General features: G+C 59.8%; 16 protein-coding genes and 1 tRNA gene. 8 read left to right on the top strand and 9 right to left on the bottom strand.

From position 1 onward, the window contains the following. Positions 1-26 precede the first annotated feature (26 nt). The 7 genes from FJ320_01405 to FJ320_01435 form a co-directional block, all read right to left on the bottom strand. Complete coding sequence (locus FJ320_01405; GenBank protein ID MBM3924637.1) at positions 27-1154, bottom strand: amidohydrolase; 1128 nt, start codon at positions 1152-1154, stop codon at positions 27-29. A 261-nt stretch (positions 1155-1415) separates the two neighbouring features. Beyond that, positions 1416-2558, bottom strand: coding sequence for a hypothetical protein (locus tag FJ320_01410; protein ID MBM3924638.1), 1143 nt, complete (start codon positions 2556-2558; stop codon positions 1416-1418). Between the two features lie 73 nt (positions 2559-2631). Then, the gene (locus FJ320_01415; protein ID MBM3924639.1) at positions 2632-3912 is read right to left on the bottom strand and encodes an amidohydrolase; all 1281 of its coding nucleotides are present in this window, start codon (positions 3910-3912) and stop codon (positions 2632-2634) included. Next, on the bottom strand, positions 3791-4921 hold the full coding sequence (locus FJ320_01420; protein MBM3924640.1) for an amidohydrolase: 1131 nt from the start codon (positions 4919-4921) through the stop codon (positions 3791-3793). Before FJ320_01420 ends, FJ320_01415 begins: the two co-directional genes overlap by 122 nt. 138 nt (positions 4922-5059) lie before the next feature. Further along, entirely contained in the window at positions 5060-5704 is a 645-nt protein-coding gene (locus FJ320_01425) for a sulfopyruvate decarboxylase subunit beta (protein ID MBM3924641.1), read from the bottom strand. Beyond that, positions 5697-6203 (bottom strand): hypothetical protein, encoded by a 507-nt coding sequence (locus tag FJ320_01430; protein MBM3924642.1) that lies wholly within the window; start codon positions 6201-6203, stop codon positions 5697-5699. Before FJ320_01430 ends, FJ320_01425 begins: the two co-directional genes overlap by 8 nt. Positions 6204-7661: 1458 nt before the next feature. Further along, positions 7662-9257 carry an amidohydrolase gene (locus FJ320_01435; protein MBM3924643.1) on the bottom strand — a complete coding sequence of 532 codons (1596 nt, stop codon included), beginning with the start codon at positions 9255-9257 and terminating at the stop codon, positions 7662-7664. A gap of 200 nt (positions 9258-9457) precedes the next feature. Between FJ320_01435 and FJ320_01440 the strand changes: the two genes are divergently transcribed. The 5 genes from FJ320_01440 to fabG all read left to right on the top strand — a co-directional run bounded on the left by FJ320_01440 (position 9458) and on the right by fabG (position 13005). After that, positions 9458-9949, top strand: a complete 492-nt coding sequence (locus tag FJ320_01440; protein ID MBM3924644.1) for a protein phosphatase — start codon at positions 9458-9460, stop codon at positions 9947-9949. Positions 9950-10470: 521 nt separating this feature from the next. Continuing rightward, positions 10471-10797: a hypothetical protein gene (locus tag FJ320_01445; GenBank protein MBM3924645.1), complete on the top strand. Its 327-nt coding sequence runs from the start codon at positions 10471-10473 to the stop codon at positions 10795-10797. 2 nt (positions 10798-10799) lie between these two features. Next, a complete protein-coding gene (locus FJ320_01450) occupies positions 10800-11228 on the top strand; it encodes a hypothetical protein (protein ID MBM3924646.1) in 429 nt (142 codons plus the stop codon). After that, entirely contained in the window at positions 11225-12256 is a 1032-nt protein-coding gene (gene plsX / locus FJ320_01455) for a phosphate acyltransferase PlsX (protein MBM3924647.1), read from the top strand. Before FJ320_01450 ends, plsX begins: the two co-directional genes overlap by 4 nt. Before the next feature lie 5 nt (positions 12257-12261). Further along, on the top strand, positions 12262-13005 hold the full coding sequence (fabG, locus tag FJ320_01460; GenBank protein ID MBM3924648.1) for a 3-oxoacyl-[acyl-carrier-protein] reductase: 744 nt from the start codon (positions 12262-12264) through the stop codon (positions 13003-13005). 172 nt (positions 13006-13177) lie between these two features. Here fabG and FJ320_01465 read toward each other — a convergent pair whose 3' ends face one another. Next, entirely contained in the window at positions 13178-14176 is a 999-nt protein-coding gene (locus tag FJ320_01465) for an aminomethyl transferase family protein (GenBank protein MBM3924649.1), read from the bottom strand. 222 nt (positions 14177-14398) lie between these two features. After that, positions 14399-14761, bottom strand: coding sequence for an iron-sulfur cluster assembly accessory protein (locus tag FJ320_01470; GenBank protein MBM3924650.1), 363 nt, complete (start codon positions 14759-14761; stop codon positions 14399-14401). 159 nt (positions 14762-14920) lie between these two features. Between FJ320_01470 and FJ320_01475 the strand changes: the two genes are divergently transcribed. From FJ320_01475 to FJ320_01485, 3 genes are all read left to right on the top strand, one after another. Then, a tRNA-Ile gene (locus FJ320_01475) sits at positions 14921-14997 on the top strand. Between the two features lie 201 nt (positions 14998-15198). After that, positions 15199-16086 carry a 6-bladed beta-propeller gene (locus FJ320_01480; GenBank protein MBM3924651.1) on the top strand — a complete coding sequence of 296 codons (888 nt, stop codon included), beginning with the start codon at positions 15199-15201 and terminating at the stop codon, positions 16084-16086. Between the two features lie 158 nt (positions 16087-16244). Then, a complete protein-coding gene (locus FJ320_01485; GenBank protein ID MBM3924652.1) occupies positions 16245-17252 on the top strand; it encodes a 6-bladed beta-propeller in 1008 nt (335 codons plus the stop codon). Positions 17253-17485: the final 233 nt, after the last annotated feature.

Raw genomic sequence — 17485 nt, forward strand, 5'->3', positions numbered from 1 at the left:
GTTCCCTTTTTAAACCAGATTTAGCTTTATTTCAGTCCATAAAGCCTACGGCAGTTACCGCTGGCAATCAAGGTCTTCTCATTCTCCGGTACTCCAGCGAGGACTCGGTCCAAAATCTCACGCGACTTGGGGAAGGTGGACTCGGCGTGGGGATAATCGTTGCCCCACATGATTTGCGATACGCCGATGATCTCGCGCAGCTGGATGCCGACGGCGTCTTCCTGGAAGCCGTGGAAAACGTTGCGGTGCATGAAGTCTCGAGGCAGCATGTCCCCTTTATATCGATACGTGGCTTGAGTAGGACGTTCGATATAAGTGGAGTCCATACGCATCATGAAGTATGGCAACCAGGACAGCTCATGCTCGACATTTACTACCTTTAGGTTGGGATAGCGCTCGAAGACGCCCGAGAAAACCAGCGCTCCGAGAGACAGCCTCACCCAGTGGTCGGAGGTGCACCGTTCCGGGGCGCCCTGGATGATTTTGCCATCTGCACCGCGCATCTGGATGGTGCCAGGCCGCTTGGTGCCGACGTGGAGACTTAGAGGCATATTCAGATCCTGAGCGGCGGCCCATAGCGGGTCATACATCGGGTGGTCGTAGGTCTCGGCGGGACGCGGATAGACTGGAATCATCGCGCCCTTGAGGCCGAGTTTGGCGGCGCGTTGAAGCTGCTTGATGCCCGCGTCCATGTCGTCGTCCACCAGGATTTGGGCGACGCCGTTGAGCCGACCCGGGTAGCCGCGGCAGAAGCCGGCCAGCCACTCGTTATAGGCGTCGAAGACGGCGCGGAGGAACCGCGAGTCCTCCACGGCGTACATGTTGCCGCACACGGAGGAATATAGGACATCAGCGGAGACGCCATCCAGTTCCAAGTCTTTGATGTGAGCGCGGGGGTCGTAGCCGCCGGGGGGAACGCGGGCGAAGTTGCCTTCCAGCGTTATGTCCTGGGGCCGTGTAAACCTCATGCCGGCTGAGGACGCGCCGCCCAGGGTGCCGACGTTCTCGCCGTCGCAGAGCCAGCGGTCGTAGGGGTTGCCTTTGACGAGGCGGGGGATTCGCTGGCCCCACCTCTTGGCGTCCATGCGCTCAGTCCAGAGTTGGGGAGGCTCGACCACGTGGGAGTCGGAGGAAATGACGTCTAGCTTGGGCATGGGAGGTTTTACCTCGATTTGTTGTCTTAGATTATCGGGGCCATTTTTCTGTGCGGGGCCACCTTCCCCTGGCCCCCTCCTTTCAGGAAGGGGAAGGAAAAATAATGCACCAATTCCCCCTCTAACTCCCCCTTTTCCTCGTGAGGAAAAGGGGGAGAACCAGACAGGATAGGGCCATGCAAGTGCTGGCGGTAGGCATAGATTCTTCTGCTACATCCCGACGAGTACATCGGGACTTCGCTCAGAATGACAAGAGTAGGTCTAGGTGGGCGCAGTCACCTTTAGGTCGTAGAGATCAATGCAGTTGTCGGCGACGATCATTTTTATCTCGTTTTCGGGAACGCCGGCCAGGATTTCGTCCAGGACAGCCTGAGAGCGGGGGAAGGTGGACTCGGCGTGGGGATAGTCGCTGGCCCAGACGAGCTTGTCGAGGCCGATGAGCTGGCGCATCTGAACGCCGAGGCCGTCGTCCTGGAAGGAGTGGTAGACCTGGCGTTTCATGAAGTCGCTGGGCACCATGCCGTTTTTGAAGCGGTAGGGCGCCTGGGGCGGGCGTTCGATGTAGGTGACGTCCATGCGCTGCATATAGTAGGGAATCCAGGCGAGGTCATGTTCCACGTTGACGATTTTGAGGTTGGGATAGCGCTCCAGGACGCCGGAGAAGATGATATGGCCCATGGACATGCGCGCCCAGTAGTCGGTGTTGGAGCGGTCCACGCCGGTCTGAGAGATCTTGCCATCCAGGCTGCGCATGGTAGTGGAGCCGGGGCGGTTGGTGCCGGTGTGGAGGCTGATGGGCATGCCAAGATCATGAGCGGCGGCCCAGAAGGGCTCGTAGAGGGGGAGGTTATAACCTTCGTGGGGGCGGGGCATGACGGGGATCATGACACCGCACATGCCAGCCCTGGCGCATCGAGTCATCTCTCCGATGGCGCCTTCGATGTCCTCATCGAGGATGAGCATGGCGATGCCCTTGAGGCGGTCGGGGTAGGCGTTGCAGAAGTCGATGAGCCAGTCGTTGTAGGCGCGATTAACGTCGCGGAGGAGGACCTGGTCAGGGAGGGCATACACGTTGAGGCCGATGGAAGGATAGAGAACATCGGCCCAGACGCCGTCGACATCCAGGTCTTCGACGTGAGCCTTGGGGACGTAGCCGCCCTGGGGGACGTCGGCGAAGGAGCCTTCCAGGGTAATGGACTCAGGCTGGGAGTAGCGCTTGCCGAACTGGGAGATGCCGCCGAGGACGCCGACGCCGATGTTGTCGCAGTACCACTTGTCGAAGGGGTCGCCGCGCTCCAGGCGGGGGATGCGAGTGCCCCACTTCTTCTTGTCCATGCGGTCGGTCCAGAGAGTGGGCGGTTCGACGACGTGGGAGTCGGAGGAGACGATGAGCCTTTTACCCATGAGCGGCCTCCAATAAACGGATTCGGCTTAGCGTTGATAGAATTTTAAGGTATGCAGGCTGCTAGTTCAAATACTAAAGCTTATACAGCTTTGCGGTGTTCTTGCTAAGGATCATTTCCTTCTCTTCTTCCGGCACACCTTTAAGGATTCGTTGCAATATCTCCTGGGACTTGGGGAAGGTGGACTCGGTGTGGGGGTAGTCCGAGCCCCAGACCAGCTTATCGACGCCGATGATGTGGCGGAGCTGGACACCCAGGGCATCTTCCTGGAAGCTGTGATAAACGTTACGTCGCATAAAATCGCTAGGGAGCATGGCGTTTTTGAATCGATAGGTGGCCTGGAAGGGCCGGTCTCGGTAGGTGGTGTCCATGCGGTCCATGAAGTAGGGAATCCACGATAGGTCTTGCTCCACGTTCACGAGTCGCAGGTCAGGGTAACGCTCTAGAACGCCGGAGAAGATGATGTGGCCCAGAGACATGCGGACCCAGTAGTCGGTGTTGGAGCGGTCGGCGGGGCCCTGGATGATTTTGCCCTGGGCGCCGAGGGTGTGGCTTCCGGGCCGCCGCGTGCCGATGTGAAGGCTGAGGGGCATGTCCAGGTCCTGGGCGATGGCCCACAGGGGCTCGTAGAGGGGCTGGTCGTAAAACTCTGGGGGCCGCGGGTAGATGGGAATCATGGCGCCGCAGAGGCCGAGTTTGGCGGCGCGTCGGAGCTCGGCGAGGCCGGCTTCCATGTTATCGTCGGTGAGGATGTGGGCAATGCCTTTAAGGCGGCTAGGGGAGTAGGCACAGAAGTCGGTGAGCCAATCGTTGTAGGCAGAGAAGACGGCACGGAGGTAGGTGGAGTCGGAGACGGCGTACATGTTGGTGGCCACGGAGGAGTAGATAACGTCGGCCTCGATGCCATCGACGTCAAGGTCTTGGACATGGGCGTGGGGGTCGTAACCGCCGGGGAGGACATCGGCGAAGGAGCCCTCAAGTTTGATGTCGCTGGGGTTGGCGAAGCGCATGCCGGCGGTGGAGGCGCCGCCGATGGTGCCGACAGCGTGGCCGTCCACGTACCACTGGTCGTAGGTGAGGCCGCGGGACTGGTGGTGCTGGCGGACGGTGTGGGGGATGCGGTCGCCCCAGCGCTTTTTGTCCATGCGGTCGGTCCAGAGAGTGGGCGGCTCGACGATGTGGGAGTCAGAGGAGAGGATGAGGGGCTTGATCATGGTGACTCCTGCAACTCGGTCACGTGATCTTGTACAGCCGCTTGGTGTTGCCACCGATGATTTTGAGCCTATCTTCTTCCGGGACGCCTTCAAGAATACTCTCCAAAATCTGCTGCGACTTGGGGAAGGTGGACTCCGCATGGGGATAGTCAGAGCCCCAGAGGAGGTTGTCGGGGCCGATGAGGCCGCGGTCACGGACGCCCAATCCGTCCTCCTGGAAGCTATGAAAGACGTTGCGGCGCATGAAGTCGCTGGGGAGGGCGGCGCTCTTAAATCGGTACGGGGTCTGGGTGGGACGCTCGATGTAGGTGACGTCCATGCGTTGGATAAAGAAGGGTATCCAGGCCAGGTCGTGCTCCACGTTGACCACCTTGACGCCCGGATGCCGCTCGAAGACGCCGGAGTAGATGAGGTGGCATAGGGACTGGCGGAGCCAGTACTCGGCGTTGACGCGATTGCCGCCGGACTGGGCGGCCAGGTTCTCGCGCTTGGGGGCCTGGGTGTCGGGACGGTTGGTGGAGACGTGGAGGCTGAGGGGCAGGTCTACTTCCTCTACGGCGTTCCAGAAGGGTTCGTACATAGGACTGGCGTAGTTGTGCTCGGGAGAGGGGTAGACGCTGATCATGGCGCCGGCAAAGTGCTGGGCGGCGGCCTGCCGGAGGTCGGTGATGCCAGCCTCGATATCGTCATCGATTATTAGCATGGCGACGCCGCGGAGGCGGTGGGGAAGCTGGCGGCAGAAGTCTGCCACCCAGTCGTTGTAGGCGTGGAAGACCTGGCGGGCGAAGGCGGCGTCCCTCATGCTGAAAAGCTCCAGCCCGATGGAAGGATAAATGACTTCGCCGTAGACGCCGTCCATATCGATGTCCTTGACGCGGGCTTTGGGGTCGTAGCCGCCGGGGCGGACATCGGCGATGCGGCCTTCGCGGACTATGTCCTGGGGTCTTTCAAAGCGGAGGCCGGCGGTGGCGCCGAAGGTGCCGATGACGCCCACCTTTTGGTGGTCTGCGAGCCATTGGTCGTAGAGGTCGCCGGGGACGACGTGGGGAATGCGGTCTCCCCATTTCTTGGCGTCCATGCGGTCGGTCCAGAGGTTGGGAGGTTCTACAATGTGGGAGTCAGAGGAGATAACCAGCTTTTTGTCCACCATGGCAGCTCCTGTGTGCTTGGACGGCGGGGTGTTTGAGTCGGATTCTATGGCATGGAGTAGGGGGATGCAATGCCGTCCTGCACAAAACAATACACCCCGTTTTTAGCCGGGGCGTATTTAATCGAGAGTACTAAGGAGCTATTTTTTGGACTTGGCCTTGGCACTGTTTTTCTTCCTGGCGTCGTTGGGGCGAATCCAGGGCTCGGTGAGGGGGTTGGTCTTGGCGCGGGGGAAGGTGGCGCGGAAGCGGTGGAGGACCATTTCCGGCTCGATGGGCGCGTAGGGAAGATGCTCGGTCTCTTTAATCTTAGCGACGATGACCCACGGCCCCGGCGTGCGGAGGGACTGTCGGAAGGTTGTTTCCAACTGCTCTTCGCTGCTGACGGTGGCGGTGTGGGGAATGCCGCAGCCAGCGGCCACTTTGGCGAGGTCGGTGCCGAAGGCGGTGTGGGAGGGCTGGTGGCCGGTCTGGCCCCACTCCTCGTTGTCCCAAACGATGACGATGAGGTTTTTGGGCTTCTCCCGGGCTATGGTGGAGAAGGCGCCCAGGTTCATAAGGAGTGAACCGTCGCCGTCCAATGAGACGACCTGTTCTTCCGTCGAGAGGGCCATGCCCAGGGCCATGGAGGAGCAGAGGCCCATGGAGCCCCAGGTGTAGAAGTTGCGGGGCCGGTCTCCGGCGTGCCAGAGCTCGTCCGTAGTGGGGCCCAGGTTGGCGACGATGGGGATAGGTTTGCTGCCGATGACTTTGAGGACTACTTTGGTGGCGTCGAATCTATGCAAGGCGACCTCGATGTAGCAAGGGTGAGAGGCAAAGGGCCAGGGGCTGGCGGCTGGCGTAGCAGAGGTCCAGGGCGCCGGTGACGATGGAGTCGAGGCGGTCTTCGGAGGTGAGGGTGTAGTGGGGTATGCCCAGGAGGTCCAGGATGGGGCGGGTGACGCGGCCCATGGGGACCTGGTTGATGTTGAATTCGCCCAGCTCGCCGCGGACGTTGATGAAGAAGGGGATGGGGGTGCGGCAGGGGATAGAGAGGCTGCCGATGGCGTTGATGCAGTTGCCGAGGCCGCTGGATTGCATGAAAATGGCGGAGCGGCGGCCCACGGCGTAGGCGCCGGTGGCGAGGCCGATGGACTCTTCCTCGCGCGTGGCGGGCACGACTTTGAAGAAGGGGTCTTCATCCATCAGCTTGGTGACCTGATAGATGCTGATGTCCGGCACGTAGGTGATAAAGGATATATCAAACTTTTTCATGCCGGCGATGAGCGTTTCAGCCCAGTTCATAGAAACCCTCGGAGTTTTTGAGTGGGAGCAAAGATAACAAAGGGGATTGGGGTTGTAAAGGGGAAGGGGCGTATTTGCAAAGCCAGCCTTTCTCTTCTGCGGGATACTATAATTCCTTGCTATATTTGCAAAACTAACGTTGTCTTTGGTCGGGATACCATCCCCTGGCCCCTTTCCCGATACATCGGGACTCAGGAATCGCCTGCTGGAAGGGGAAGATTAAATAAGTCTCACCTCATCACCCTCCTTCGGCCCGCCAGAGGCGGGCTCAGGACGGCGTCTAACTCCCTCTTCTCCTTGCTCAATAGGAGAAGAGGGAGAACCAGAAGGGTACACCCCGGTCCACAATTCATCGGGACTCAGTCTTCAGAAATAGCGAACATTGTCTTACAAACTATTCTTTAACACAAAAGGAAAGGGAGACCCGTGGGGATCTCCCTTGAGTGAATACCTATAATCGCGGTCCGGTAAGTCGTGTCCAGGCCGCAATATTTTTGCCAACGCCTGAAAGGCTGCGGAAGGGCGCTAGCAGGCTTTGAAGACCTGGCTAAGGCTCATGCGACGCCGCGCCTAAGGAATGGAGTGCAGCAGCCAGGTCCCGAGCACCGGGCGATTAGGGTTTAGCGGGCTTTGCCAATTCGGAACATCTTCGTCCGGCAGTTGGGGCAGATGCCCTGGGTGGCCGGGCGGCCGTTCTTCATGGTGATCTGCCTAGCATTCTGCATCTCCCTAGAAGTCCGGCACTTAACGCAATAAGCCTTCATGGCCTCTTCCTCCTTATTTTTGCTGACTAAAATTTTGCAGATTTTAACCTGCTGGTCAGCAATTTTACCCGCCGTTAATGACGTCCCCGGGTCAGGCTTTTTTAGATGTTTTCCATCGGTTAGACCGAGGGGTATCGTCCCTGCTCCCCTAGTCCGCCTGACAGAAAACACCAACCTCTTTACTTGAGCCTTCTCCTTAATTCGGCATTTAAGACTGTCAGGCACGATTTGTCAATAGGTTGGAGGGGATTTTTTAGAAAATTCGAGAAAATTGGCAACATTCAAGGGAAAAGGAGGGCTTTAGAGGCAAATTTTGGGGCCGAGGATGGGGTGAATTGGGATGAGACCCTGGCGTTTGGCTCAAAAAAGTCAATGCAAACTGAGAATATTTTTAGAATTGTATAAGCAAACGAATTGCGGAAGGCTCTGGTGGAAATCGTAATAGGCTGGGGCGAGCTTTGGGGTGTGGCGGCGATTCAGAGGAGAACAGAGGTGGGGCGTGTCAGCGGGGGGCCAAGGGCGGCTGCAGTCATAGCAGATTCCCTTCGACCAGGCTCAGGACAGGCTTCGACTACGTCCGAGTATAGACTTCCCCATTCGGCTACGCTCAGGGCTAAAGGCTTACCAGAATGACATGGACAACCCTTACTCACTGACATCGGTGCTTGATTGGGCGTTATAAGCTAGTCGAAGTCTAACGCCGATAGACGATCTCGCCGCCGACGATGGTCATCTCGACGGGGATGTCCTTTATGGCGTGGGCATCGACGCGGGCGGGGTCGGCGCCGAGGACCACCAGGTCGCCCAGCTTGCCGATTTGGATGCTGCCTTTGAGTTTTTCCTCGAAGGAGGCGTAAGCGCCGTTAATGGTGTAAAGGCGCAGGGCTTCGTCAACGGTGATGCGCTGGCTGGGGCCCCAGGCGCGGCCTGATGAGTCCTGACGCGTGACGCAGCTCTGAATGCCCATGAGGGGTGACATGGGGCTGCAAGGGTAGTCGGACGCGCCGGTGGAGTTAACGCCGTAGTCGATAAAAGAACGCTGGGCGAACATCCACTCGAGCCGCTCCTCGCCATAGAAAGGCATCTTCTCGCCGTGGTAGTAGACGTAGGAGCAGAAGGGGGTGGCGGTGACGCCGGCGGCCTTCATTCGCTGGAGGATTGACGGGTTGACCACGCTGCAGTGCTCGATGCGATGGCGGGGGTCGGGGCGGGGGAAGGCTTTCTGGGCCTTCTCGTAGGCGGTGAGCACCATATCGATGGCGGCGTCGCCATTGGAGTGGATGCAGGCCTGGAAGCCAGCTTTGTGCATATCCAGGACGCGCGCTTCAGTCTCCTCGGGTGTCATGTTGCGGATGCCATGGTTGCAGCAGGAACCGATATACGGCTGGGAGAGGTAGGCGGTGCGGGTGGCGATGGCGCCGTCGGAAACCATCTTGATGCCGCCGATGCGGAGGGTGGTATCGCCGAGGCCGGTCTTGATGCCGGCGTCTCGCAGGGCGGGGAAGTGGTCTCGAAACATGAGGAGGTAGAGGCGCATTGGGATGCGTTCGTTGGCCCTGGCCTCCTGGTAGATGCGGAGGTCGCCGTTAGAGACCATGGCGTCGTGGGCGCTGGTGATGCCGTGGCTGGCGAACATCTTCATCATTAAGTCCAGGCCGCGTCGCCGGTCATCGTCGCCGGGCTCAGGGAGGACGTCGGTCAGGACGCGTTCGATGGCGCGGCCATAGACCTGGCCGTTGAGCTGGCCTGTCGACTCGTCTCGGCCCAGGCGTCCGCCGGGCGGGTCCTCGGTCTCGTTATGAAAGCCGGCGGCTTCCAGTCCTTTGGAGTTGAAGAAATAGACGTGGCCGGCCTGGTGGGCCACCATGAGGGGATGGCCGGTGGTGACGGCGTCGAGGTCCTGGCGGGTGAGGAAGCGCTTTTCGGAGGTCTTGGTGTCATCGAACTTGAAGCCCAGGACCCACTCGCTGGCGGGGGTCTTGCGGGCGCGGTCTTTCAGGTCTTTCTGGATGGCGCCGATGGAACGGAGGTCTGTATCCACCTGCATGACGTGGCGGGTGCCGCTGCTGAGGACGTGGCAGTGGGCGTCGATGAAGCCGGGGAGGACGGTCTTGCCCTGGAGGTCGAGGACGCGGGTGTTGGGGCCTTCCAGCTCGTCGGTGTCCTGGTTCTGGCCGACGGCGACGAACTTGCGGTCTCGGATGGCGAGGGAGCGGGCTTTGGGATGGCGGGGGTCGATGGTGTAAATGGCGGCGTTGCGGATAATGAGGTCGGCGTAGAGGGCGGGCATGGGGGCCTCCTGTCGGGGTCTGTGGCTTGGGGAATGGGAGGGGATGGTGGCATTATAGGGGACAAAGGAAGGGCGAGGCGACCTCGCCCCTACATCGAGAGGTGTGACCAGGATAATAGATGGTGCGTGGCAGCGGTCACGGCGATTAGATCCTTCGTCCGCCTCAGGCGGACTCAGGATGACACAAAGGAAAGACACAGATGATAAATAAAGAAGCGCTGCCTTTAGGGTTTAGCTGGATTGCGCCGGGGCTGGTGGGTGGGAGTCGGGGGCCTCGGTCTGGTAGGGATTTGGCGCTGCTTAGGGGTGCGGGCGTGCAGGCGCTGGTGCGGCTGGAGCCGGGGGCGCTGGCGGCGTCGCTGCATGGGGAGGCGGAGGCGCTGGGGCTGGACGATTTGCACGAGCCGGTGCAGGACTTTACGCCGCCGTCGTTGGAGCAGTTGGAGCGGATTGTGGACTTTATTGAGGCGAGGCTGAAGGAAGGGAAGTCGGTGGGGGTGTCTTGCACCTTTGGGTTGGGCCGGACGGGGACGGCGCTGGCCTGCTGGCTGGTGTCGACGGGGCTGGAGGCGGAGGTGGCGATAAATCGTGTGCGGCGGCTGAGGCCGGGGTCGATTGAGGTGGAGGGGCAGGAGGAGGCGGTGAGGGCGTATGAGGTGTGGCGGAGGGGGAGAATAGGAAAGGCTGAGTAACACTGCCAGTATTGATGCCCGGATTGTGGCGAAGAGGATACCCCCTATCCTTAGTCCTTCCATCTCAAGATAATTGGTGCCGGCTGTCCCAATGCGTTTTAGAGATGGAACAGTGATGGCAAGTGGCAGTGATAAAGTAAAGTATCGAGTCCACAGGGTTTCACCCTCATCTCGCCACGGCGAGTCTTCGACCTGCGCCTTCCCCTCCCGATTAACATCGGGATTTCGGATGGATATAGGTTAAGGAGCTCAACATCAAGGGAGAAGGAATTTTCTTGGAGGCCGTCAATCCTTTTGTGTGTATCTAACCTCAATTAACATCAGGCATTCAAGGGGGGAGATAAGAGACCCGACGGTCTCCACCTCCTATTTTCTGGAAATGATTAGGGGGACGCTCAGCAATTCCTTGATTTGCTGAATCGCACGTTCCTATAATCACTCTACCTTCCTAAAGGGAGACTTATCTGCTGGATTCGGCGCAAGAGCTAGACCTGGGGCGGTGGACCGTCAGCCGTGAGTTCGTGAACGAATATCTGGCGGCGACGGGCGGCAAGGCTTCTTTACATATGAAGGAGGAAGTCGCGCCGCCACTGGCGATAGCCGCGCAGGTGCTGACTATGTTGCTGGAGAAGATGTCGATGCCACCCGGGGCGGTGCACACGGCCCAGGAGTTAAGCAGCCAGTCGCCGATAAGGGTGGGGCAGACGGTGACGGGCAGCGCCAAGTGGCCTCGACCGGCGAAGCGCGACCAGTGGCGGTTTATATCGGCGGACTTTGTTATTAAAGGCGAGGATGGACAACTGTTGCTGCGGGGCCGAACATCGGTGATGGCGCCGGACAGGAGCTAGTTATGTCAACAAATCTGAGCACGGCGTCATTGCCGGTGGTGGAACGGACGATTACTGTCGAGCAGATTCGCAGGTACGCCATCGCGTCCGGGGACCGGAACCCGGTGCACCTGGACGCCGAGTTCGCGGCCCACAGCTTCTTTGGCCGGGTGGTGGCCCACGGGATGTTGACGCTGGCCTTTGTGGCCGAGATGATGGCTTTGGCGTATGGACGCCACTGGGTGCAAAGCGGCAGCCTGAAGGTGCGGTTCAAGAAGCCGGCGTATCCCGGCGACACGCTCAAAACCCTGGGTCGGGTAGTAAAGAATGAGATAAAGGATGGCCGCTGCCTGGTGCAGTGCGAGGTGTCGCTGGTAAACTCGGGCACCGGCGAGGAGATCATCGCAGGAACGGCGTCGGTATCGCTTCCAATAGAGGAGGAGAAGACATGACCAGTCAACCTACCGCAGGGCCGCGGCCCGTGGCCATCGCAGTCGACGCCATGGGCGGGGACTTTGCGCCTCAAGAGGTGGTGAAGGGAGCCATTGAAGCCTCGAAGAAGCTGGGGGTGGCGGTGCTGCTGGTGGGCGATCAGGAGCAGGTGGAGACGCAATTGAGAACTATTGACACCGGCGGCGCGATATATAAGGTTGTGCCCTCCCAGGGGCGCATCGAAGAGGGGGAGCATCCGGCTATTGCGCTTCGCAGGAACCCCAACGTGTCGGTGGCGGTGGCGACAGGGCTGGTGAAGATGGGCAAGGCGCAGGCGATGGTGAGTATGGGGTCGACGGGCGGGTCTATGGCTGCCGCTACTTTAGGGCTGGGGCTGCTGGGCGGGCTGGAGAGGCCGTGCGTGGGCGGGCCGATCCTGGGCGCCCTGGCCCCGCACACGGCCATATTGGACCTGGGCAGCAACATAGACTGCCGGCCTCAGCAGATGCTGAGCTTCGCCATGATGGGGTGCGTGTTCGCTCGAAAGTTCTTTGGCGTAGACAATCCAACGGTGGCGCTGCTGAGCGTGGGGGCGGAGGAGGGAAAGGGGAACAAGCAGGTCAAGGAGGCGTACCCCCTATTCAAACAGAGCCATCTGAACTTCATCGGCAACGTAGAGGGGAACGACCTGTTCAGCGGCAAGGCCCACGTGGTGGTGTGCGACGGGTTTGTCGGCAACGTGCTGCTGAAATTCGCCGAAAGCGTGGGCGATGTGCTGGCGGGGTATTTCGCGAAGCGGCTGAGGGGGAAGATGCCGGATAGGGAGCTGCAGGTGCTGGGCCAGGAGATATGGAGCCTTACCAACCAGTCGAAGAGGAGCAGCGGGCCGCTCTTCGGCGTCAACGGCAACGTCATCGTCGGCCATGGAGCGTCCAAGGCCCAGGAGGTGGCGTGGGCTATTGAGACGGCGAAGAAGTGCGTGGACCTGGACCTGGCCAACGGCATCGCCAAGGAGTTTGAGCAGTTGAAGAAGGCCGTGGAGACCTAGGGCCGATGAGCCTTAACGGACACGTGGCCCTGGTCACCGGCGCGTCCAGGGGTATTGGCCGCGCGATAGCCCTTAGGTTGGCGAGGGAGGGGGTCAAGGTAGGCGTCAACTACAATTCGGGCGCCGCCGAGGCCCAAAAGGTGGTGGAGGAGGCGGCGGCGATGGGGAGCGAGGCGGTGGCGCTGCAGGCCAACGTGTCGGACGAGGCGCAGGTGGCGGGGATGGCGCAGGAGGTGGTTAAGAGGTGGGGTAGGGTGGACATCCTGGTCAACAACGCGGGCATTCGCAAGGACCGGCTGGTAATGCGCATGAGCGCAGAGGAGTGGGACTTGGTTATCGACACCAATCTGAAGAGCGCATACTTGTGCTCCAAGGCAGTGCTGTCGCAGATGATACGGCAGCGGCGAGGTCGGATTATCAACATGTCGTCGGTGGTGGGGCTGTCGGGAAACCCTGGGCAGGCCAACTACGCGGCGTCGAAGGCGGGACTTATCGGCCTGACCAAGACCATCGCGCGAGAGGTGGCGAGCCGGAATATTACATGCAACGCCCTGGCGCCGGGATACATTGTTACCAGCATGGTGGAGACGCTGCCGGAGGAGTTGAAAAGGCAGGTTATGGAGCGGGTGCCGATGGGCCGGCTGGGTACGCCGGAGGACGTGGCGGGGATTGTGGCGTTCCTGTGCGGCGACGAGGCGGCTTATATCACGGGGCAGGTGATAGGGGTGGACGGCGGGCTGGCGATTTAGGGGGAGGGATAAGGGAGGAAGGGCGAGGCGACCTCGCCCCTACACAATGACGGCACCATGATAGCAGATGGCGAGAGCTGGGTCGCAGACAGAACAGATTCCCTTCGACCAGGCTCAGGACAGGCTCCGACTGCGTCTGAGTACAGACGTCGCTCAGAATGACAATTATCGTCTACTTGCTGGGGCCGAAGAGCTGTGACGACCTAAGGATAACAGCATAGCCGCGACCCTGAATAGCGAGACGAGCGCCGCTGCTTATAAGACCCTCTCGCACATAACCTAGGCCTGCGTGTTTGCCAGGCAGCTTAGCGACGGAGGTTACTTCGCCTGCCGACTGGCCTTCGTGAATTAGCTGAGCGCCTTCTTTAATGTCGTCGGCGTTTTCAAAGGATAGGCTGACCAGGCGGCGCTGCACTTTCTTATAGGTGTCCAGGCGGGCGATGACCTCCTGGCCGACGTAGCAGCCCTTGGCGAAGTCGATGGCGCCGATGAGACCGGCTTCCAGGGGATTGAATCGCTCGCCGAGTTCCTTGTCGTAGGCGGGGATCCCGGCTTCGACTCGAAGCATATCCCAAGACTGAGCGCTCCCAAGGGTCGCGCCGGCAGATACGGCCGCCTGGCGGAGTCCGTCAGTGGCGTCAGAAGGGGTAACTAGCTGATAACCCTTAATTTCTGCCTGGTCCCACCGCAGCACCCAGCCTTCCGTGCCGCTGATGGAGACTTTAGCGGAGCCGAAGGCTGGAAGGTTACTTACGTCTAAGGCCGTCATCTTGTCTACGACTTCGGCGGCGCGTGGCCCAACCACTGTGAGCAGCGAGGTCTTCTGGCTAACGTCTTCCAGAACGCAGTCGTCCATGATGGTGTACTTGTCGATCCATTCCATGACGGGCTTGGCGGCGCCGGGGCTGGTGACGAGGAGGATGTGGAGGCCAAGGTTATAAACGTAGATGAGGTCGATGACACGGCCCTTGTCGGAGGTGAGGATGGTCGGCGCGCCCTGGCCGGGCTTGAGGCCGACGGTCTTGTTGGTGGAAAGTCGGTTGAGGAGGTCCAGGGTGTCGGCCCCAGTGGCCTTGATGCGGCCCCAGGACGAGAAGTCGAAGACAGCGGCGCTTTCCCTGGCCGCCCGGTATTCCTTATCGACGCTGCCGGATGCGCTAATGGTAGCCATTTAGCCTCCTGGAACGAAAACGCCCCGATAGTGAAATTCTACAACTGAATGAGTTAACCCTTACTATACCGTATCCATAACGGCTAGGATTGTCTTGGAGCTACTTATTGAGAGGTAGAGACGCTGGACGTATCAATGACAGGACAGACGAGGAAATGGTCACAACAGATTCTTCGACTGCGTCCCGCCAGAGGCGGGCGGGCTTCGCTCAGAATGACAGTTTTAGACCGCGAAGGAGTTGCCGCAGCCGCAGGCCTTCTTGGCGTTGGGGTTGGCGAAGACGAAGCCCTTGCCGTTAAGGCCGTCGGAGAAGTCGAGCTCGGTGCCGGCGAGGAAGATGTAGCTTTTCTTATCGATGAAGATGCGGATGCCGCCGTCGTCCACCACGCGGTCGGTCTCCTGGGACTCGTTCTTGACGATGCTGAGGACATACACCAGGCCGGAGCAGCCGCCGCCTTTTACGCCGACCCGGAGGGCGAAATTGTCTTCGGGGTGGCCTTCCTTAACGGCGATGCGCTTGAGAGCTTTGGCCGCTTTTTCAGTGACCGTAATGCCTATGGGCTTGGTCTCGGTGGCGGAAGTCATGCCCGTCCGTCCTCCTGAGGAGAATAAAGTCTACATGTCTACTTTACAATTAATATTGTAAGTGTCCAGGATAGGCCAGTCAACGATTAACGGGCATGAATTAAGAGGGGGCTGTGCGCCTTGTAACCTCCCATTCGTGCCTGTATAATCGGCATTTGGGGGCCCGTAGCTCAGGCGGTTAGAGCACGGTCCTGATAAGACCGGGGTCGATAGTTCGAGTCTATCCGGGCCCACCAAACGACAGGCCCTCGCAACGCCTAATTGTCCCGGCCGCCGCCTTTGTGCTGCGATATTTGAGAAGAAGCGAAGGAGGTTCAAATGCCGATTACAACTATAGCCTCGGGCCGGGCCTTCACCTACAAGGACAACCTGGGGCGAATAGGCGTATCGCAGACCACCTTCTGGCACCCCGTGGGGCTTGGCCGCGGAGCCAAGACGTGCTGTACGTGCTCAACTACGGCTATGAAAATACGCCTTGCGCCCGCATCACCATGTGCACGCTGGGCAAGCAAGAGTGGATACGGGATATTGGATCGCAGGGGAAGGGGCCGGGCCAGTTCCAGTGGCCGGGCGGTCTGGCGGTGGACTCTAAGGAGAACCTTTACGTGACCGACCAGGCCAACAGCCGGGTCGTCTCCTTTCGCAACAACGGCGACAACATTAGCAACTGGGGCAGCCATGGTCCAGGCAAGGGCCAGTTCAACCTCCCCGTAGGCATAGCCCTGGACCAGGATGAGAACCTATTGGTGGTGGACTCGCGCAACCACAGGGTGCAGCGATACACAAAGGACGGGAAGTTTATTTCCCAGTTCGGCGAGCAGGGCAGCGGGCCGGGGCAGCTCAACCTGCCCTGGGGGGTGGCGCTGGACAAGCAGGGGAATGTTTACGTGGCGGACTGGGGCAACAGCCGGGTGCAGCGCTTCGACGCCAGGGGCAAGTATATGGACACCATTGCTCAGCCGGGGAAGGGGAAGGGCGAGGTGGACCACCCCAGCGCGGTGGCGGTGGATAAGGACGGGGACATTTATATCGGCGACTGGGGCAACGAGCGGGTAATTATCTTCGACAAAGACGCCAACTACCTGGCGACTATTATTGGCGACGCCATGAACCTGTCCAAGTTGGCGCAGGCGATGGTGGACTCGAACCCGGACCTTCAGAAGGCCAGGGCGCGGGTGAACCTGGAGCCGGAGTGGCGCCTGCGACGCCCCGCCGATATCCATATCGGCGAGGATTACCTCATTCTCATCGCCGAGGCCCAGCACATGCGGGTGCAGGTGTACCAGAAGGACCCGAAGCACCAGGAGGCGCAGTTCACTCTTTAGCCCGCTTGCCGCATGAGGAGAAGGGACAGACAGATACAGCATCTGTCCTTTTTTATATGTATTTTTCGTCACAAAGGGGCTTTGACATATAAGCGTATAAATGTTAATAATCAGGTTGACCCAAAAAATGAACCAGAAAAAGTTATAAGGAGAACCATATGCCTGTTACGACCATTGCAGCAGGCCGAGCGTTTACCTACGTAGACAACATCGGCAAGATTGGCGGCTCCGCCACGGCGTTCTTTTATCCGTCAGGACTCGCCAGGGACTCCAAGGGACATATATACGTCGCGAACTGGGGCCACGAGTTCCAGCCTAACGCCCGCATTTCAAAGATTAAGCTAGACAGCCAGGACTGGGTGATAGACATAGGCGCGCCCGGCGATGGCGACGGCCAGTTCCTCTGGCCCGGCCACCTGGCTTCCGACTCCAAGGAGAACCTGTGGGTCACCGACCAGGCGCACAGCCGCGTGGTGGGTTTTGACACCGCAGGCAAGTTCATCGGCAAGTGGGGAGCCAAGGGCAACGGCAAGGGCGAGTTCTACATGCCCGCCGGCATTGCCCTGACCAAGAACGATGATTTCTTGATTACGGACTCTCGCAACAGCCGCGTTCAGCGCTACGACAAGAACGGCAGGTTCCTGAGCCAGTTCGGCAAGCAGGGCTCGGCCAACGGCGAGTTCAATCTGCCCTGGGGCGTCGCGTCCGACAAGGCCGGCAACATCTACGTGGCCGACTGGGGCAACAGCCGGGTGCAGAAGTTCAACGCCGACGGCAAGTACCAGATGACCTACGGCACGCCCGGCAAGGGCAAGGGCGAGATTGACCACCCCAGCTCCGTAGCCATTGACAAGGACGGGGATGTTTACGTGGCCGACTGGGGCAACAACCGCGTGGTCATCTTCGAAGCCGACGGCACCTACCTGGCGACCATCATAGGCGACGCGCAGAACCTGTCTAGGTGGGCGCAGCTGGCGGTGGCGGCGAACCCGGACCTGAAGAAGGCCCTGGAGCGCGTTAACCTGGAGCCTATGTGGAAGCTGTGGCGTCCGTCCTCCATCCACGTCGGCGACGACTACACCATCTGCATCGGCGAGGCCCAGCACCAGCGCGTGCAGATCTACAAGAAGGACCCCAAGCACCAGGAAGCGCAGTTTACGCTGTAAGATTCATGGCATAGAAAACCAAAGGCCCTCCAAAATCGGAGGGCCTTTTTGTTGGGGTGGCGTTAGGAGGGGAAAGGGCGAGGCGACCTCGACCCTACATTAGTGGCGGCACCAGGCATTGGTAATGCGAGACCCAGGCCGCCGTCATAACAGATTCCCTTCGACCAGGCTCAGGACAGGCTTCGACTATGGGCGAGTACAGCCTTCGCTCAGCAACCGTCTTTAGAGTTAGG

The sequence above is a fragment of the SAR202 cluster bacterium genome, assembly GCA_016872285.1.
GTDB lineage: Bacteria > Chloroflexota > Dehalococcoidia > Lucifugimonadales.